General features: G+C 75.0%; 16 protein-coding genes. 11 read left to right on the top strand and 5 right to left on the bottom strand.

Annotated features, from left to right (window positions below; genetic code table 11):
- Window positions 1–114: 114 nt before the first annotated feature.
- From AB0B83_RS23630 to upp, 4 genes are all read right to left on the bottom strand, one after another.
- Entirely contained in the window at window positions 115–792 is a 678-nt protein-coding gene (locus tag AB0B83_RS23630; protein ID WP_357579990.1) for a GPP34 family phosphoprotein, read from the bottom strand.
- 148 nt (window positions 793–940) lie between these two features.
- The gene (locus AB0B83_RS23625) at window positions 941–1981 is read right to left on the bottom strand and encodes a CU044_5270 family protein (RefSeq protein ID WP_357579989.1); all 1041 of its coding nucleotides are present in this window, start codon (window positions 1979–1981) and stop codon (window positions 941–943) included.
- 10 nt (window positions 1982–1991) lie between these two features.
- On the bottom strand, window positions 1992–2531 hold the full coding sequence (locus AB0B83_RS23620; protein ID WP_334605382.1) for a sigma-70 family RNA polymerase sigma factor: 540 nt from the start codon (window positions 2529–2531) through the stop codon (window positions 1992–1994).
- A gap of 189 nt (window positions 2532–2720) precedes the next feature.
- Complete coding sequence (upp, locus tag AB0B83_RS23615) at window positions 2721–3353, bottom strand: uracil phosphoribosyltransferase (RefSeq protein ID WP_089002050.1); 633 nt, start codon at window positions 3351–3353, stop codon at window positions 2721–2723.
- Between the two features lie 132 nt (window positions 3354–3485).
- On the opposite strand from upp, the gene deoC reads away from it, so the two are divergent.
- The 10 genes from deoC (at window position 3486) to AB0B83_RS23565 (ending at window position 15135) form a co-directional block, all read left to right on the top strand.
- Window positions 3486–4445 carry a deoxyribose-phosphate aldolase gene (gene deoC / locus AB0B83_RS23610; RefSeq protein ID WP_357579988.1) on the top strand — a complete coding sequence of 320 codons (960 nt, stop codon included), beginning with the start codon at window positions 3486–3488 and terminating at the stop codon, window positions 4443–4445.
- 6 nt (window positions 4446–4451) lie between these two features.
- Complete coding sequence (locus AB0B83_RS23605; RefSeq protein ID WP_357579987.1) at window positions 4452–5882, top strand: aldehyde dehydrogenase family protein; 1431 nt, start codon at window positions 4452–4454, stop codon at window positions 5880–5882.
- The gene (locus tag AB0B83_RS23600; RefSeq protein WP_311413745.1) at window positions 5875–6699 is read left to right on the top strand and encodes an aldehyde dehydrogenase family protein; all 825 of its coding nucleotides are present in this window, start codon (window positions 5875–5877) and stop codon (window positions 6697–6699) included. Before AB0B83_RS23605 ends, AB0B83_RS23600 begins: the two co-directional genes overlap by 8 nt.
- A gap of 226 nt (window positions 6700–6925) precedes the next feature.
- Window positions 6926–7384, top strand: a complete 459-nt coding sequence (locus AB0B83_RS23595) for a BlaI/MecI/CopY family transcriptional regulator (protein ID WP_357579986.1) — start codon at window positions 6926–6928, stop codon at window positions 7382–7384.
- A gap of 10 nt (window positions 7385–7394) precedes the next feature.
- The gene (locus AB0B83_RS23590) at window positions 7395–8300 is read left to right on the top strand and encodes a M56 family metallopeptidase (protein WP_357579985.1); all 906 of its coding nucleotides are present in this window, start codon (window positions 7395–7397) and stop codon (window positions 8298–8300) included.
- Window positions 8301–8578: 278 nt separating this feature from the next.
- Window positions 8579–9829: a cytochrome ubiquinol oxidase subunit I gene (locus tag AB0B83_RS23585; protein ID WP_357579984.1), complete on the top strand. Its 1251-nt coding sequence runs from the start codon at window positions 8579–8581 to the stop codon at window positions 9827–9829.
- 10 nt (window positions 9830–9839) lie between these two features.
- Window positions 9840–10847 carry a cytochrome d ubiquinol oxidase subunit II gene (locus AB0B83_RS23580; RefSeq protein ID WP_357579983.1) on the top strand — a complete coding sequence of 336 codons (1008 nt, stop codon included), beginning with the start codon at window positions 9840–9842 and terminating at the stop codon, window positions 10845–10847.
- On the top strand, window positions 10844–12520 hold the full coding sequence (gene cydD / locus AB0B83_RS23575; RefSeq protein ID WP_357579982.1) for a thiol reductant ABC exporter subunit CydD: 1677 nt from the start codon (window positions 10844–10846) through the stop codon (window positions 12518–12520). Before AB0B83_RS23580 ends, cydD begins: the two co-directional genes overlap by 4 nt.
- Complete coding sequence (cydC, locus tag AB0B83_RS23570) at window positions 12517–14385, top strand: thiol reductant ABC exporter subunit CydC (protein ID WP_357579981.1); 1869 nt, start codon at window positions 12517–12519, stop codon at window positions 14383–14385. The genes cydD and cydC overlap by 4 nt, the downstream gene beginning before the upstream one ends.
- A gap of 93 nt (window positions 14386–14478) precedes the next feature.
- Window positions 14479–15135 carry a permease prefix domain 1-containing protein gene (locus tag AB0B83_RS23565; protein ID WP_357579980.1) on the top strand — a complete coding sequence of 219 codons (657 nt, stop codon included), beginning with the start codon at window positions 14479–14481 and terminating at the stop codon, window positions 15133–15135.
- Window positions 15136–15242: 107 nt separating this feature from the next.
- Here AB0B83_RS23565 and AB0B83_RS23560 read toward each other — a convergent pair whose 3' ends face one another.
- The gene (locus tag AB0B83_RS23560; RefSeq protein WP_357579979.1) at window positions 15243–15584 is read right to left on the bottom strand and encodes a helix-turn-helix transcriptional regulator; all 342 of its coding nucleotides are present in this window, start codon (window positions 15582–15584) and stop codon (window positions 15243–15245) included.
- Between the two features lie 144 nt (window positions 15585–15728).
- Between AB0B83_RS23560 and AB0B83_RS23555 the strand changes: the two genes are divergently transcribed.
- A complete protein-coding gene (locus tag AB0B83_RS23555; RefSeq protein ID WP_357579991.1) occupies window positions 15729–16649 on the top strand; it encodes a DNA primase in 921 nt (306 codons plus the stop codon).
- Window positions 16650–16674 lie beyond the last annotated feature (25 nt).

The following is a 16674-nucleotide window of genomic DNA, read 5'->3' as shown; positions in this document are numbered from 1 at the left end:
CGGGGTGGGCCCCCCCCCCCGCGGGGGGGGGGGGGGGGGGGGGGGGGGGGCCCCCCCGGGGGGCGGCGCCGGGGGGGTGTAGGGGGCGGGGGCGGGCCCCCAGCCGGGGTGCGGTTAGCGGCGGGGGCCCAGGGCGGCGTTGACGGCGCTGGCCAGGGCGGCCACGACGAGGCCGACCGAGGGGCGGACCACGGAGTCGTCCAGGCTGACGGTGCCGGAGAAGCCGGAGCCGCCGGCGATCTCCTCCAGCCGCTGCCGGGCCTCCCGGGCCGCGTCACCGCTCAGGCCGAGCGCCGGTTCCATCCGCAGCACCGCCACCAGGGTGGCCAGGGCCGCCGTCCGCTCGTCGGGCAGCTCGCCGCTGGCCAGCGCCTCGGCGAGCCGGCGTCGGGTGTCCGCCTCGACGGCCGGGTCCACCGTCGGGTAGCGGTGCACGTGGATGAAGCCCAGCTCGGTCTCGTCGACGTCACGGACCACGCCCTGGGCGCACAGGTCGCCGAGGATCTTGTCGCGCAGGCCGTGCCGCAGCCGCTGCACCCATGACGAGGGGCTGTGCGGCGTGTCGGCGGCCATGCGGGCGAGGACCCCGTCGACGAGCGGCTCGCCGGTGGGCGTCGGGTCGACCACCGTCAGGGACCCCTCGGAGTACACGATCCGCCCGGCCAGGGCCAGTTCGATCAGCACCGCGGCGGCCATCCCCAGGTCGAGGCTGATCCGCGGCATGGTCGCCTTGCCGGTCTCGTCGTCGTACGCGAGGAGAAGCAGCTCTTCGGCGAGAGCAACACCAGTCATGGCCGGACACGCTAGCGGGTGCGGGCACCACCGCGCACCAACTCGACGTCGATGGCGTGCCGCCGCACCCGGGCTCCGCACCCGTCCGGCGCGCGCCGGGGCGGTCGGGCCCCGTGTCCCGACCGTTCCGGCGCGCGCCGGACGGTGGTCAGCTCAGCGTGTCGGTGCGCCGGGCGTCGAGCAGGAGCTCGTAGTGCAGCACGCGGCGCTTCGGGGCCGTCTCCAGATATTCGAACGCGAGCATTTCACCGGTCGCCGGGTGGAAGACCAGCAGCATCTGCGCCCGCTGCAGAGGCTGCCCGGCCGGTGGTACGAGGTCGGCGGTGACGGCCACGCCCTGGCGGCCGGCCCGGTCGACGACCCGGCCGCGCCACTCGAAGCCGGGCTTCCCGGCCAGGATGGTGAGCAGGTCGGCCCGGGTCCGCCGCGGCACCAGGTAGCTGCTGTACAGGTGGTACACGCGCATCGCCAGCTCGCCCGCCGGCTTTCTGGTGCCGAGCCAGCGCTCGAGTTCCGCCCGGTCGGCCGGCAGCCGGCGGCTCACCGGGTCCGGTGGGATCTCCCGGATCCCGCGCGGCGGCCTGCTGGCCGAGGGGTCGGCCGCCGTCGACCGTAGCCGGGTCGACCAGTACTCGCGGGACGCCTCGTCGGGGTACTCGGCACCCAGGGGCTCGACGTCCTGCCAGCGGCGACCGTCGTCCGCCGCCCACTCGCGGCGTTCGTGCACGAAGCTCATCATGTGCCCCTCGGGCGACATCGACGTCGGGCTGCCCCAGGACTTGCCGTGCCGGTAGGCGTAGCGGCCGGCGGTGCTGTCGGGCGGGGCGTCCACCAGGCGGGCGGCGAGCGCCCGCAGGTGCCGATCGGCCGGTTCGCCCGCGACGACCTCGTAGGCCACCGGCTTGAGCACGGTGCCGGCGACCGGCTGCGCCGGCTCCGGCGGGATGGCCGTCCCGTCCCGCAGCACCTGGGCCACCCCGGCGGAGCCGAGCACCGCCAGCGTGGCGACCGCGCCGACGAACACGGTGCGCCGGGACGCGCCCCGGCGTACCGGCCCGGCCGGGGTCGCGGTCGCGTCCTGCGCGCGGAGGATCAGGTCGTGGGCGGTGCGGGGCGACGGGGGTACGACGACGTCGCGCGCCGGGTCGGCCGGGCCCAGGAGCTCCCGGACCCGCTGCGTGGTGTGCATGGTGCTCCTCTCAGACGTGGGCGGACGCCGGGCGGGTGCCGCGGGCGGGGGTGGGCGTGGTCAGTGCGGAGCGCAGTCGACGCCGGGCCCGGAAGAGCCGCACGGCGGCGGCGGACCGGGTGCAGCCCAGGGCGACGGCGGCGTCGCCGACGCTCAGGTCCTCCCAGCCGACCAGCCGGAGGATCTCCTGGTCGGCCTCGGGGAGCGCGCGCAGCGCCCGGTGCAGGTCGAGCACCGGCGCGACGGCGTCGGGCTCGACGATCCGTGCCGGCACGTGATCCGCCTCGGCGAGCGGGAGCAGGCTGGGTCCGCCCTGCCGGGACCGCCACCGGTTCGCCACCACGTGCCGCGCCACGGCGTAGAGCCAGGGCAGGGCGTGTTCGGGCACCTCGCCGCGCCGTCGCCAGACGACGACGAAGACGTCCTGGGCGAGTTCGGCCGCCGCGTCAGCGTCGGGCAGCCGACGCAGGCCGTATCGGACGATGTCCGGGTAGTGCGCGGCGTAGAGGCTGGTGAACCAGTCCTCGCCCCGCTCACCCACGGGTTTCATCAGGGATCTCCCGACCGCAGTTCCTGACAGGGACACCAGGTATGTGTCGCGGACGGGTCGGATCGTTACCGGCGACCGGGCGCGGGATCTCCGGCCGGTGCGGGCGGCCTGCCGGCCGGAGCGGAAGAGCCCCGGTTGCGAACGGCCTCCCGCAACTCGGCGGGAGGCCGTGACGTGCCGGTGCCGACCTCAGAAGCGGGGCATGCCACCGAACTGGCGGTCGCCGGCGTCGCCGAGCCCCGGCACGATGAACATGCGGTCGTTGAGCCCCTCGTCGATGGAGGCGGTGACCAGGCGCAGCGGCAGGCCGGAGCGCTCCAGCCGCTCGATGCCGACGGGCGCGGCGAGCACGCAGAGCACCGTGATGTCGGTGCACCCACGGTCGGCCAGCAGCCGGCAGCAGTGCTCCAGCGAGCCGCCGGTGGCGAGCATCGGGTCGAGCACCAGCACCGGCAGGCCGCTGAGGTCGCGCGGCAGCGACTCCATGTAGGCGCGCGGCTCGTACGTCTCCTCGTCGCGGGCCAGACCGACGAAGCCCATCGAGGATTCCGGCAGCAGGCCGAGCGCGGCGTCGGCCATGCCCAGGCCGGCCCGCAGCACCGGTACGAGCAGCGGCGGGTTGGCCAGCCGGGTGCCCTCGGTGCCGGTGACGGGGGTCTGCACCGGGTACTTCTCGACGGGGAAGGAGCGCGCGGCCTCGTACACCAGCATGGTGGTGAGTTCGTGCAGCGCCGCCCGGAACGAGGAGGAGTCGGTGCGCGCGTCCCGCATGGCGGTCAGCCGCGACTGGGCGAGCGGATGGTCAATGACGTGTACGTCCACGATCGCTCAACCTACCGGTCGCCCCGCTTCCGCACTGCGGGTGCGGCCGGACCGGCGACCTCGCTCACCACGCGCGCCCCGACGGCACCGTGACCAAGATCACTGTCGGGTCGGGTGCGTAGACTTCGGGGCATGACGGCGACAGCGACGTCGGCCCGGTCGGAGCTCTCCGAGTTGGGACGATCCGAGACCGCTCTGCGGACCTTCCTGCACGGCCTGCCCGGCGTGGACCAGGTCGGCGCGGAGCAGCGGGCGGCACAGCTCGGCACCCGCTCCATCAAGACCACCGCCAAGGCCCAGGCCATCGACCTGGCGATCCGGATGGTCGACCTGACCACCCTCGAAGGGGCGGACACCCCGGGCAAGGTGCGGGCCCTCGCGGCCAAGGCACTGCGCCCCGACCCGGCCGACCCGTCCTGCCCGCACGTGGGCGCGGTCTGCGTCTACCCGGCGATGGTCCCCCACGTGGCCGAGGTGCTGCGCGGCAGCGGCGTGCACCTGGCCAGCGTGGCGACCGCCTTCCCGTCGGGCCAGGCCCCGCTGGAGGTCAAGCTCGCCGACACCCGGGCCGCCGTGGCGGCCGGCGCCGACGAGATCGACATGGTGATCAACCGGGGCGCCTTCCTCGCCGGCCGCTACCAGGAGGTCTACGACGAGATCGTGGCCACCAAGGAGGCCTGCGGCGACGCGCACCTCAAGGTCATCCTGGAGACCGGCGAGCTGGCCACGTACGACAACGTGCGGCGCGCCTCCTGGCTGGCGATGCTGGCTGGCGGCGACTTCATCAAGACCTCCACCGGCAAGGTCCCGGTGGCGGCCACCCTGCCGGTGACCCTGGTCATGCTGGAGGCCGTCCGCGACTTCCGGGCCGCCACCGGCCGGCAGGTCGGTGTGAAGCCGGCCGGCGGCATCAAGACCACCAAGGACGCCATCAAGTACCTGGTGATGGTCAACGAGACCGTCGGCGCGGACTGGCTGGACCCGGACTGGTTCCGGTTCGGCGCCTCCAGCCTGCTCAACGACCTGCTCATGCAGCGCACCAAGCTGACGACCGGCACCTACTCCGGTCCCGACTACTTCACCCTGGACTGAGAGCCGATGTTCGAATACGCACCCGCCCCCGAGTCCCGCTCGGTGGTGGACCTGAAAGCCTCCTACGGGCTCTTCGTCGACGGGGAGTTCGTGGACCCCACCGACGGCGGCACGTTCAAGACGGTCAACCCGGCCTCCGAGGAGGTCCTCGCCGAGGTCGCCGAGGCCGGCGCGCAGGACGTGGACCGCGCCGTCCGCGCCGCCCGTCAGGCGTACGAGAAGGTCTGGGGCCCGATGCCGGGCCGGGACCGGGCGAAGTACCTCTTCCGGATCGCCCGGATCCTCCAGGAGCGCTCCCGCGAGCTGGCCGTGCTCGAGTCGCTCGACAACGGCAAGCCGATCAAGGAGTCGCGCGACGTCGACCTGCCCCTGGTCGCGGCGCACTTCTTCTACTACGCCGGCTGGGCCGACAAGCTGGAACACGCGGGCTTCGGCGCGAACCCGCGCCCGCTGGGCGTGGCCGCGCAGGTCATCCCGTGGAACTTCCCGCTGCTGATGCTGGCGTGGAAGATCGCCCCGGCGCTGGCCGCCGGCAACACGGTGGTGCTGAAGCCGGCCGAGACGACCCCGCTGACCGCGCTGCTCTTCGCCGAGATCTGCCAGCAGGCCGACCTGCCCGCCGGCGTGGTCAACATCGTCACGGGCGCCGGCGACACCGGCCGCGCGCTGGTCGAGCACCCGGGCGTGGACAAGGTCGCCTTCACCGGCTCGACCGAGGTGGGCCGGGCCATCGCCCGCGCCGTGGCCGGCACCCGCAAGAAGCTCACCCTGGAGCTGGGCGGCAAGGCGGCAAACATCGTCTTCGACGACGCCCCCGTCGACCAGGCCGTCGAGGGCATCGTCAACGGGATCTTCTTCAACCAGGGGCACGTCTGCTGCGCCGGCTCCCGGCTGCTGATCCAGGAGAACGTCGCCGACCGGGTGCTGGAGTCGCTGAAGCGGCGGATGGCCCAGCTGCGCGTCGGCGACCCGCTGGACAAGAACACCGACATCGGCGCGATCAACTCGGCCGCGCAGCTCGCGCGGATCCGGGAGCTCTCCGACGCCGGGTCCGCCGAGGGCGCCGAGCGCTGGTCGCCGCCGTGCGAGCTGCCGGAGCGCGGCTTCTGGTTCGCGCCGACGATCTTCACCGGGGTCACCCAGGCGCACCGGATCGCCCGCGAGGAGATCTTCGGCCCGGTGCTGTCCGTGCTGACGTTCCGCACCCCGGCCGAGGCCGTCGAGAAGGCCAACAACACGCCGTACGGGCTGTCGGCCGGGATCTGGACCGACAAGGGCTCCCGGATCCTGTGGATGGCCGACCGGCTGCGCGCCGGCGTCGTCTGGGCCAACACGTTCAACAAGTTCGACCCCACCTCGCCGTTCGGCGGCTACAAGGAGTCGGGCTACGGTCGCGAGGGCGGCCGGCACGGGCTGGAGGGTTACCTCAATGTCTGAGCGGGTCGCGGTACGCAAGACGTACAAGCTCTTCATCGGCGGGAAGTTCCCGCGCAGCGAGTCGGGACGGTCGTATCTCGTGCAGGACTCCAACGTGTCGCTCGCCTCCCGCAAGGACGCGCGGGACGCCGTGGTCGCCGCCCGCGCCGCCGTGAAGGGCTGGGCCGGGGCGACGGCGTACAACCGGGGTCAGATCCTCTACCGGGTCGCCGAGATGCTGGAGGGCCGGCGCGAGCAGTTCGTCGCCCTCGGCGTGCCCGGCGACGAGGTCGACGCGGCCGTGGACCGCTGGGTCTGGTACGCCGGCTGGTCCGACAAGCTCCCCCAGGTCTACGGCGGCGCCAACCCGGTCGCCGGGCCGTACTTCAACCTGTCGGCGCCCGAGCCGACCGGCGTGGTGGCCGTGGTCGCCCCCGAGTCCCCGGCGCTGCTCGGCCTGGTCAGCGTGATCGCCCCGGCGATCGTCACCGGCAACACGGTGGTCGTGGCGACCTCGCCGACGCAGCCCCTGGCGGCCGTGACCCTGGCGGAGGTGCTCGCCACCTCCGACCTGCCCGGCGGCGTGGTCAACCTGCTCACCGGCCGGATCGCCGAGACCGTGCCGGCGCTGGCCGCCCACATGGACGTCAACGCCATCGACCTGACCGGGGTGGCCGACGCCGAGCTGGCGACGGAGCTGGAGGTCAAGGCGGCGCAGAACCTCAAGCGGGTGCTCCGGCCGGCCCCGGCCGACCACGACTGGTCCGCCGACCCCGGCATCACCCGGATGACCACGCTGCTGGAGACGAAGACGGTCTGGCACCCCAAGGGGGTGTGACTGTTCTGTCCCGGGGTTTTCCGGGGGAGCCCCGCCCGCTCCGGGCGGTCAGGCTTGATCCCTGCGCGGGCGGGGCTCCCCCGGAAAACCGTTCGTGGACAGGTTCGTGGGAGAGCTCAGCTCTGGGGTGCTGCCTCGGGTGGGGTCAGCGGCTGGGGTGCTGCCGTGGGTGGGTGCTGTGGTGTGCGGGGCGGGGCGGGTCTACTACGGGGGGTAGGATTGCGGCGTGACTCGGCTTGGTGATCTCGAACGTGCGGTGATGGACGTCTTGTGGGACTCGGTCCCGGGCACGTCGGACGGGATCACCGTGCGCGAGGTGGCCGACGCGCTGGACGGCCGCGAGCTGGCGTACACGACGGTGATGACCGTGCTGGACCGGCTCGCCGGCAAGGGCATGGTGCAGCGCGAGCGGGAGGGGCGGGCCTGGCGTTACCGGGCCGCCGCCAGCCGCGAGGCGTACATCGCCCAGCTCATGCTCGACGCCCTCGACCTCGGCGGCAGCCGGGACGCCGCGCTGGTGCGCTTCGCCCGATCGGTGACCGGCACCGAGGCCGAGGTGCTGCGCGCCGCCCTCGGGGCCGAGGCCGAAGGCGCCGGGCACGACGGGAGCGCGCTGACCGACCGGGTCGAGGCGCCGTCGGTCGACGGCCTGCCGCCCCGGACCGGCAAGGCAGCGGACAGGTAGGGCGGCGGTCGTGGCGTACGCCCTGCACTTCGCCGCGTCGATGCTCGCCTGCTGGCTGACCGCGCAGGTGCTGTCCCGCTCCACCTGGACGTGGCGCAGTCCCCGGGTCGCGATCGTCTGCTGGCAGGCGGTCGGGCTGGCCCTCGGGCTCTCCGCCATGGGCGTGCCGATGGCGCTGGGCCTGTCCGCCTACGACCGCCCGACCGGCAGCGCGCTGGTCGCCCTCGCCACCGACCTCTCCCACGGCACCCTGCCCGTCGGGCTGGGCGCGCCGCACCTGGCCGCCGTCGGGGTGGGCTTCGGCATCGGCGCGGTGCTGCTGGCCACGACCGTCCGGAGCATCCACGGCACCGTACGCGCCCAGCGCCGGCACCGGGACCTGCTCGCCCTGGTCGCCCGCCGGGACCCGACGGTGCCCGGGGCGCTGGTGCTGGACCATCCGAGCGCGGCGGCGTACTGCCTGCCCGGGATGAAGCCCCGGGTGGTGGTCAGCGCGGGCACGCTCGACCTGCTGGACAGCGCCGAGTTGGCGGCCGTCCTCGCCCACGAGCGGGCGCACGCCCAGGAACGGCACGACCTGGTGCTGCTGCCGTTCACCGCGCTCAGCCGGGCGCTGCCCTGGTTCGCCTGGGTCCGCGAGGCGCACGACCGGGTCGCCCTGCTGGTAGAGATGCGGGCCGACGACAAGGCCCGGGAGGCGCACGCCGACGCCCCGCTGGCCGGTGCGCTGCGCCGGTTCGCCGCGGCCGGCAACCGGGTGACTCCGGCCGGCACGCTCGGGCTGGGCGACCGGGACCTCGACGTCCGGGTGCAGCGGCTCCTGGTCGCCGACCGGCCGCCCCGGCTGCTCGGGGCCGCCGCGCTGACCGTGGCGACAAACGTGGCCGCCCTGCCGGTCTCCCTCTTCCTGAGCTGACCGGGCCCCGGCCCGGCCCTGCGCCGCCCGCTTCCCTCGGCGGCACCCGGGGAGCGCCGACGTGCCCCCGCGCACGGTGGAGTTACCGCCGCGTGGATCGCCGCCGGACATGCTGGGACCGGACCGCCCGCGTACGCGAACCGCCCGGCGCCCCACCCTCCCCCACGGCTACTACAAATCGTCGTAGCATCGTCTACGACGGGCCATAGTAGCGATGCGTAGGCAATCTACGTGTAGGCTCGCTACGACAAGTGAGCCAACCGTACGGAGAGCCGGCCATGGACACCCTGCTCCTCGCCCGCCTGCAGTTCGCCACCACCACCTCGATCCACTTCCTCTTCGTGGCGGTGACCCTGGGCCTCGTGACCCTGCTGGTCGGCCTCCAGACCGCCTCGGTGATCACCAACAAGCCGGTCTACGAACGGCTGACCCGCTACTGGGGCCAGCTCTACGTGATCAACTACGTGCTCGGCATCGCCACCGGCATCGTGATGGAATTCCAGTTCGGGCTGAACTGGAGCGGGCTGTCGCGCTACGTCGGCAACGTCTTCGGCGCGCCGCTGGCCATCGAGACGCTTGTCGCGTTCTTCCTGGAGTCGACGTTCCTCGGCATGTGGATCTTCGGCTGGCACCGGCTGCGCCGGGGCGTGCACCTCGCCCTGCTCTGGGGCGTCGCGATCACCGCGTACGCCTCGGCGTTCTGGATCATGGTGGCGAACTCCTGGTTGCAGAACCCGGTCGGCTACGAGGTACGCGACGGGGTCGCGCACCTCACCAACTTCTCCGCGCTGCTGGACAACCCCACCTTCCGGATGGCCCTCGGGCACGTCGTCACGGCGGCGCTGCTGGTCGGCGGGATGCTGATGGCGGCGGTCAGCGCGTGGCACCTCCTCCGGCGCACCGACGACTTCGCGCTGCACCGCAAAGGGCTGCGGATCGGCCTGATCACCTCGGCAGTGGCGATCTTCTTCGTGCAGGGCTTCGGCTTCGCCCAGTTCTTCGCGATCAGCGACGTGCAGCACACCAAGTTCGGCGACGACCCCGCCGCCGCACCGCTGATCGCCGAATGGACGGCCCGGTTCGGCCCCGGCGACTACACGCCGCCGGCCCTCGCCGACGTCGGCCTCGGCTTCATGATCCTGATCGGTTTCACCCTCGGCCTGCTCTGGCTGCTGCTCCCGCTGCTGTGGCGGGACTGGATCATCCGGCTGCGCGTACCGCTGCGGATCCTCCAGTTCGCCCTGCCGCTGCCGTTCGTCGCGGTCATCCTCGGCTGGATCGCCCGCGAGGTCGGCCGCCAGCCCTGGGCCGCGTACGGGCTCCTGCCCGTGGACCAGGCGGTGTCGCCGGTCAGCCCCTGGCTGATGCTCACCTCGCTGATCGGCTTCAGCCTGCTGCTCGGCGCGCTCGCCGTCACCAACTGGGTGCTGCTGGCCCGGCACGCCGCCCGGGGCGCGCACGACCCGGCCCTGGGCCGGCAACCGGACCAGCCGCCGGCCGACCCCCACCCCGAGCCCGCCTTCGCCTGAGGAGACGACAGTGGAACTCGCCTGGTACGCCCTGCTCGGGCTCTTCTTCGCCGTCTACCTGGTGCTCGGCGGCTACGACTACGGCGTCGGCCTGCTGCTCGCCCGGGACACCGACCCCGCCCGCCGCCGCGCCGCGCTCAACGCGGTCGGCCCGTTCTTCCTCGGCAACGAGGTCTGGCTGGTGGCCGCCGTCGGCATCCTGTTCGGCGCCTTCCCCGTGCTGGAGGGGGAACTGCTCTCCGGCTTCTACCCGGCGGTGCTCGCCGCGTTGACCGGGGTGATCCTGGTGACCGCCGGTGTGCAGTTGCGCAGCCGCCCCGACGGGCAGCGGGCCCGCACCTGGTGGGACCGGATCGTGGTCGTCGGCAGCGTGCTCGCCGCGCTCGGCTGGGGTGCCGTGCTGGCCGGGCTGCTCCAGGGCGTACCGCTGCACGCCGACGGCCACGTCGCCGGGGTGACCCACCTCTTCACCCCGTTCGTGGCCGCCGCCGGGCTCGCCGTCGTCGCGCTGGTCGCGCTGCACGGTGCGACCTTCCTCACGCTCCGGCTGCCCGCCGCCGACGCCGCGCCGATCGGGCGACTGGCCGCCCGGCTCGTCCCGGTGGCGCTCACCACCGTCGGCGCGGCCACCGCCCTCGGCCTGCTCTCCGCCGACGTACGCGCCGCCGCACGGCAGCCGGTGGTGGGCGTACTGCTGCTGTCGTTGCTGGTCGCGGCGCTGCTGACGGCCCGGACGGCGCTCGCCCGGCGGCGGCCGGGGCTGGCCTTCGCCGCCACCTGCGCGTCCCTGGCGCTGCCGGTGGCGCTGGCCGGCGCGACCATCTGGCCCTACGCGCTCGTCTCCACGGTCGACCCGGGCGCGTCACTGACCGTGGCCGACGCGGCGGCCAGCACCCCCACGTTGCGGCTGCTGAGCTGGGTGACGCTGCCGCTCCTGCCGGCCCTACTAGGCTTTCAGGCGATGTGCTGGTGGGTGTTCCGGGGACGGACCGACGGCAGGGCACCGGTGTACTGGTGAACCGCCGTCCCTTCGACCCGCGTCTGCTGCGCCGGGTCCCGGGGGCCCGGCGCGACCTCGCCGTGCTCGCGCTGCTCGGCGTGCTGGCCGCGGGGCTGGTCGTCGCGCAGGCCACGGCGCTGGCCGCGCTGCTGGCGACCGCGTTCGAAGGGCGGCTCGACCGGCCCGCGCTGGCCGGCTTCGCCACCGCGGTGGCCGCCCGCTCGCTGCTGGTCTGGGCGCAGGGCACGGTGTCGGCGCGGGTCGCGGCGACGGTCAAGGCGGCGCTGCGGGCCGACCTGCTCGGGGCGGTCGGGCGGCACGGCCCCGGCTGGGTCGCGGGACAGCGCGCCGGGCAGCTCGCCACGCTGACCGGGCGCGGGCTGGACGCGCTCGACGCGTACTTCACCGGCTACCTGCCGCAGCTGGTGCTCAGCGTCACCGTGCCGCTCGCCGTACTGGCCCGGATCCTCCTCGCCGACTGGAGCTCGGCACTGATCATCGCGGTGACGCTGCCGCTGATCCCGATCTTCGGCGCGCTGCTCGGCTGGCAGGCGCAGGCCGCCACCGAGCGGCAGTGGCGGCGGCTCTCCCTGCTCGGCGGGCACTTCCTCGACATGGTCGCCGGGCTGCCCACCCTGCGCGCGTTCGGCCGGGCCCGGGCGCAGACCGACGTGGTCCGCCGGATGGCCGACGGCCACCGGGTCGCGACCATGAAGACGCTGCGGATCGCGTTCCTGTCCGCCCTGGTGCTGGAGCTGGTGGCCACCCTCTCGGTGGCGCTGGTCGCCGTGCCGGTCGGCGTACGGCTGCTCGGCGGCGGGCTGACCCTCCAGACCGCGCTGCTGGTGCTGCTGCTCACCCCGGAGGCGTACCTGCCGCTGCGGGCGGCCGGCGCCCGGTTCCACGCCAGCATGGAGGGGCTCACCGCGCTGGACGAGGCGCTGACCCTGTCGGCCGCCGCCCCCGCGCCGGCGCGCGGCGCGGGCGCGGCCGTCCCCGACGGCCGCGGCGAGATCCGGTTCGAGGCGGTGACCGTGGCGTACGAGCGGACCACCGCCCTGCGCGACGTCACGCTGACCATCCGCCCGGGCGAGCGCATCGCCGTGATCGGCCCCAGCGGCGCCGGCAAGAGCACCCTGCTCGGCCTGCTGCTCGGCTTCGTCACCCCGACCGCCGGCCGGGTCACCGTGGGCGGGGTCGACCTGGCCGACGCCGACGCCGACGGCTGGCGCCGCCAGGTGGCCTGGGTACCGCAGCGGGCCCACCTCTTCGCCGCCCCGCTGGCCGACAACATCCGGCTCGGCGCGCCGGACACCCCGGACGCCGCGCTCGCCACGGCGGTCCACGACGCCGCCCTGGACGACGTGGTCGCCGGGCTGCCCGACGGGCTCGCCACCGTCCTCGGCGAACGCGGGCACGGCCTCTCCAGCGGGCAGCGGCAACGGGTCGCGCTGGCCCGCGCGTTCCTGCGGGACGCGCCCGTGGTGCTGCTCGACGAGCCGACGGCCCGGCTGGACACCGCCGCCGAGGCCGTCGTCCTCGACGCCACCCGCCGGCTGGTGGCCGGGCGGACGGCGCTGCTGGTGGCGCACCGGCCGGCGCTGCTCGCCGACGCGGACCGGATCCTGCGCATTGAGGACGGCCGGGTCACCGAGCTGACGCCCACGGCGGCCGGGGAGGCCACCCGATGACCGACGACCGTCCCGCCGACGACGCCCGACCCACCCACGCGCCCGGTGCCGCCGCCGACGCCCGACCCGGCACGCAGCCCACCCTCGCGGCCGGCTCCGCTGCCGACGCCCGGACCGGGCCGGGGCGCGCAGGCTCCGCCGAGCGGGCCGTGCTGCGGCTGGCCCGGCCGTACCTGAACCGGCTGCTCGGCGCGGGGCTGCTCGCCGCCGCCACCGAGTTCGCCGGCCTCGCCCTGATGGCCACCGCGACCTGGCTGCTGATGAGCGCCGCCGGCCAGCCCCCGCTGGACCGCCTCACCGTGGCGATCGTGGCGGTCCGGGCGCTGGCGATCAGCCGGGGCGTGCTCCGCTACACCGAACGGCTCGCCGGGCACGACGCCGTGCTGCGGCTGATCACCGACGTCCGGGCCCGGGTCTTCGGCACTCTCGCCGCCCGCCCGACGGCCCGGCAGCGCTCCGGCGACGCGCTGAGCCGGCTCGTCTCCGACGTGGAGGCCGTCCAGGACCTGCTGCTGCGGGTGCTGGTGCCGGCCTCGGCGGCGGCGCTGGTCAGCGTGCTCGCGGTCGGCGGGGCGGCGCTGATGTCCCCGGCCGCCGCCGGGGTGCTCGCGGTCGGCCTGCTGGTCGCCGGGGTGGCGCTGCCCGCCCTGGCCACCGCGCTGACCCGGCGCGCCGCCGCCGAGCTGGCGCCGCTGCGCGGCGCCCTCGCCACCGACGCGGTCGACCTCACCCACGGCGCCGCCGACCTGGCCGCGTTCGGCGCCACCGGGCACGCGCTGGAGGCGGCCGGGGCGCGGGCCCGGCGGCTGGCCCGGTTGGAGCGGCGGCTCGCCGCCACGGGCTTCGCGGTGGACGCGGCGGGGGTGCTCGTGGCCGGGCTGACCGCCAGCGCGGTGGTGCTCGCCGCGCTCGCCGACGACGTGGACGGGGTGCTGGTCGGCGTCCTGGCGGTCGGCACGCTCGCCGCCGTCGAGATCGCGCTGGCGCTGGTCGGGGCCGCCCGGCAGTGGACCCAGCTGCGGACCGGCCTGACCCGGGTCGCCGCCCTGCTGGACGCCCCGGCCGGTCCGGCCACCTCCGACGGCGCCGAGGTCGGCCCCGGGCCGTACGACGTCCGGTTCGAGGAGGTCACCGTCCGGTACCGGGAGGGCGCCCCGCCCGCCCTGGACGGGTTCAGCCTGGACCTGCCGCCCGGTCGCCGGGTCGCGGTGGTCGGGCCCAGCGGCGCAGGCAAGAGCACGCTGGCCGCCGTCCTCACCGGCGCGGTGCGCCCCGCGCACGGCCGGGTCACCCTCGACGGGCGCAGGCTGTCGGCGTACCGGGCCGAGGAGCTGCCCCGCGCCGTCGGCGGACTGCTCGCCGAGGCGTACGTCTTCCACGCCTCCGTGCGGGAGAACCTGCTGCTCGGGCGGCCCGCCGCCAGCGAGGAGGAGCTGGCGGCGGCGACCGCGGCGGCCGGGCTGCTGGACTGGGTGCACGAGCAGCCCGACGGCTGGGACACCGTGGTCGGCGAGGAGGGCGGTCAGCTCTCCGGCGGCCAGCGGCAGCGGCTCGCGCTGGCCCGGGCGCTGCTCGCGGCGCCCGGTGTGCTGGTGCTCGACGAGCCGACCGAGGGGCTCGATCCCGCCGCCGCCGACGCGGTGCTCGCCTCCGCGCTGGCGGCCGCCCCGGCCGGGCACTCCGTGCTGCTGATCAGTCACCGGCTCAGCGGGCTCGCCGAGCTGGACGAGATCGTGGTGCTGGACGCCGGGCGGGTGGCCCAGCGCGGCCGGCACGCCGAACTGGTCGCCGCCCCCGGCTGGTACCGGGACCAGTGGCTGATCCAGGAGGCGGCCGAACGCGGGTACCTGGCGCTGCGCCCCTGACCTCCGGCCGGCCCCGACCCGCCCGTCGGCTCCGGGTCGGGCCAGGGTTTGTCCCCGACGACGTCCGGCGGCGACCCGTGACAGGGTGGGGCCATGCGGGGCGAGGACGACGCGACGACGGTGGAGGAACGGCTGCGGGAGCTGGGCGCACACCTGCGGGGGCCGCGCCGGCTCAAGTCCGACCTGCTGACCGAGGCACGGCACGGGCTGCTGGACGCCGTCGAGGCGTACCGGGCCGACGGGCTACCGGCGACGGAGGCGCAGCGCCGGGCGGTGGCCGAGTTCGGCTCGCCGGCGCAGCTCGCCCCCGCCTACCAGGCGGAGCTGGCGGCGGGCGCGCTGCGCGGGCTGTCGCTGCGGGTCATCGCGCTCGCCACTGTCGCGTTCGTCGCCGGCGACCTCACCTGGCAGGGGTCGAGCTGGGGCGGCTCCCCGCCGCCGGCCGCCTACCAACTGCTGTCGGCGTCGGTGGGCTGGATCTGGGCGGCCGCGTTCGCGCTGGCCGCGACAGGGCTGCTGCCGGCCGGCCGGGCGGCGCTGCGCGGCGGCGCCGACCGGGCGGTGGGGGCGGCCCTCGTCGGGGTCCTCGCCCTCGGCGTACTGACCGGCTCGGCACTCTTCGCGTGGTCGATCGGCCTCTGGGACGACGCGCTCACCTGGCCGCCCATGATCATCGGCGCGGTGGTGGCCGCCGCCGGCTACCTCTGGCTCGGCCGGGCCGCCCGCACCTGGCTGCTCGCCGCCCGCTGATCCCCGCCACGGATCGGGCGCCCCGCCCGGGCCGGAGGGCCGCCGCCCGTCCCGCACGGACGGAGGACGGACGAGGGACACCGGCCTGTCGCGCTGGCCGGTGCCCGTCAGGCCGGCGCCGCCGGCGGGGTGTCGGTGTCGAGGAACCGGCCGACGGTGGAGCGGAACTCGCGCCACCCGGACCGCTCGCCGGCCAGCGCCCGCCGGCCCTCGTCGGTGAGTTGGTACGTCCGCCGTTCCCGCCCGTTGACGGTGCTCCAGGTGCTGGCCACGTGGCCGGCCCGCTCCAGCCGGCGCAGCGCGGGATAGATGGTGCCGGTCGGCAGGTCGAGCTGCCCGTCGCTGCGGTTGCGCAGCGCCTCGATGATCGCGTAGCCGTGCAGCGAACCCTGCTCGAGCACCGCGAGCAGCAGCGCGTCGAGGTGTCCGTGCAGCGCCTGGGCCTTCATGTGTAGCAACGCTACTTGTCGGCCGCCCGCTCCGCCACCGGGGTGCGGGCACCGGTCTCCCGGAGACGCCCACTAGGGTATGTGCCCAGAGTCACTCGCCGGCGGCGGACGCCGGCGGGCAACCCGAAGCACACGGAGGTCAGCGTGGCCCGCCAGTCGCCCCAACGGCCCGACGCCGACGAGCCCGAGCTCGACGACGCCGACGCCCCGGCCGAGTCCGGCACCGCAACCGTCTCGGCCGAGGCCGCCCGCGCCCTCTGGGACGAGCTGCGCATCGACCCGGTGGAGATCGCGCTGCCCGCCGGCACGGGCTACACCCTGCGGGCCTACCGGCCGGCGCGGGAGCTGACCCCGACCGACGTCACCGAGCGCGACCAGGACGACCCGTTCCTGGCCCGCCGCCAGGTCACGGAGGAGGACGACGAGGACGACGACGAGGCCGTCGTCATCCTCGACGAGGAGGTCGCCCAGGAGTTCGCCGAGAGCGACGACGAGGAGGCCAAGGGCCGCCGCCGCGACGCGACCGACGACGAGGACGCCGAGACCGCCGCCGAGGACGACGAGGACGAGGCGGGCGACGAGGAGGTGCCGGTCTTCCTCACCCACCGTGGGAAGCTGCTGCTCTTCAAGACGCCCGAGTCGCTTGTCAGCTTCATCCGCTCCGGGGCGCCGAACGACCTGTCTCAACTGGACAGCTGGACTGAACTGTCCGAACGGGTGGAGCCGGCCGACATCGCGCCGCTCGACGAGGACGTCTACGAGCTCGACCTGGTGGTGGAGAACCTCCGCGGCGGGCACGACACCTGGGACTGGACGCTGCTCATCGAGGCCGGCGAGGTGGCCCGCGACCTGGCGTACGCGCTGCGGCTGCCCGCGGTGCTGGACATGCTCTCCGCCGGCTCCAGCCTCGACGACCTGGACGAGGCGCTGCGTGCCTCGGTCGACGGCGGCGTCGGCGGGTTCTTCGGTCGGCGCCGACTGAGGAAAATCGGGGCACAAACCGCAAGTCTGGGTTGGCGCACCATTGTCGGGAAGATCTCTGCGACCGTGGACTGGCGCGACTGACCCTTTACGGGGAGCATCAGTCTCT

Origin of the sequence: Micromonospora sp. NPDC049060 (assembly GCF_040649055.1) — a bacterium.
Taxonomy (GTDB): Bacteria; Actinomycetota; Actinomycetes; order Mycobacteriales; family Micromonosporaceae; genus Micromonospora; species Micromonospora reichwaldensis.
The sequence above is the reverse complement of the archived record's forward strand: the minus strand, read 5'-3'. Positions and strand labels throughout refer to the sequence as shown.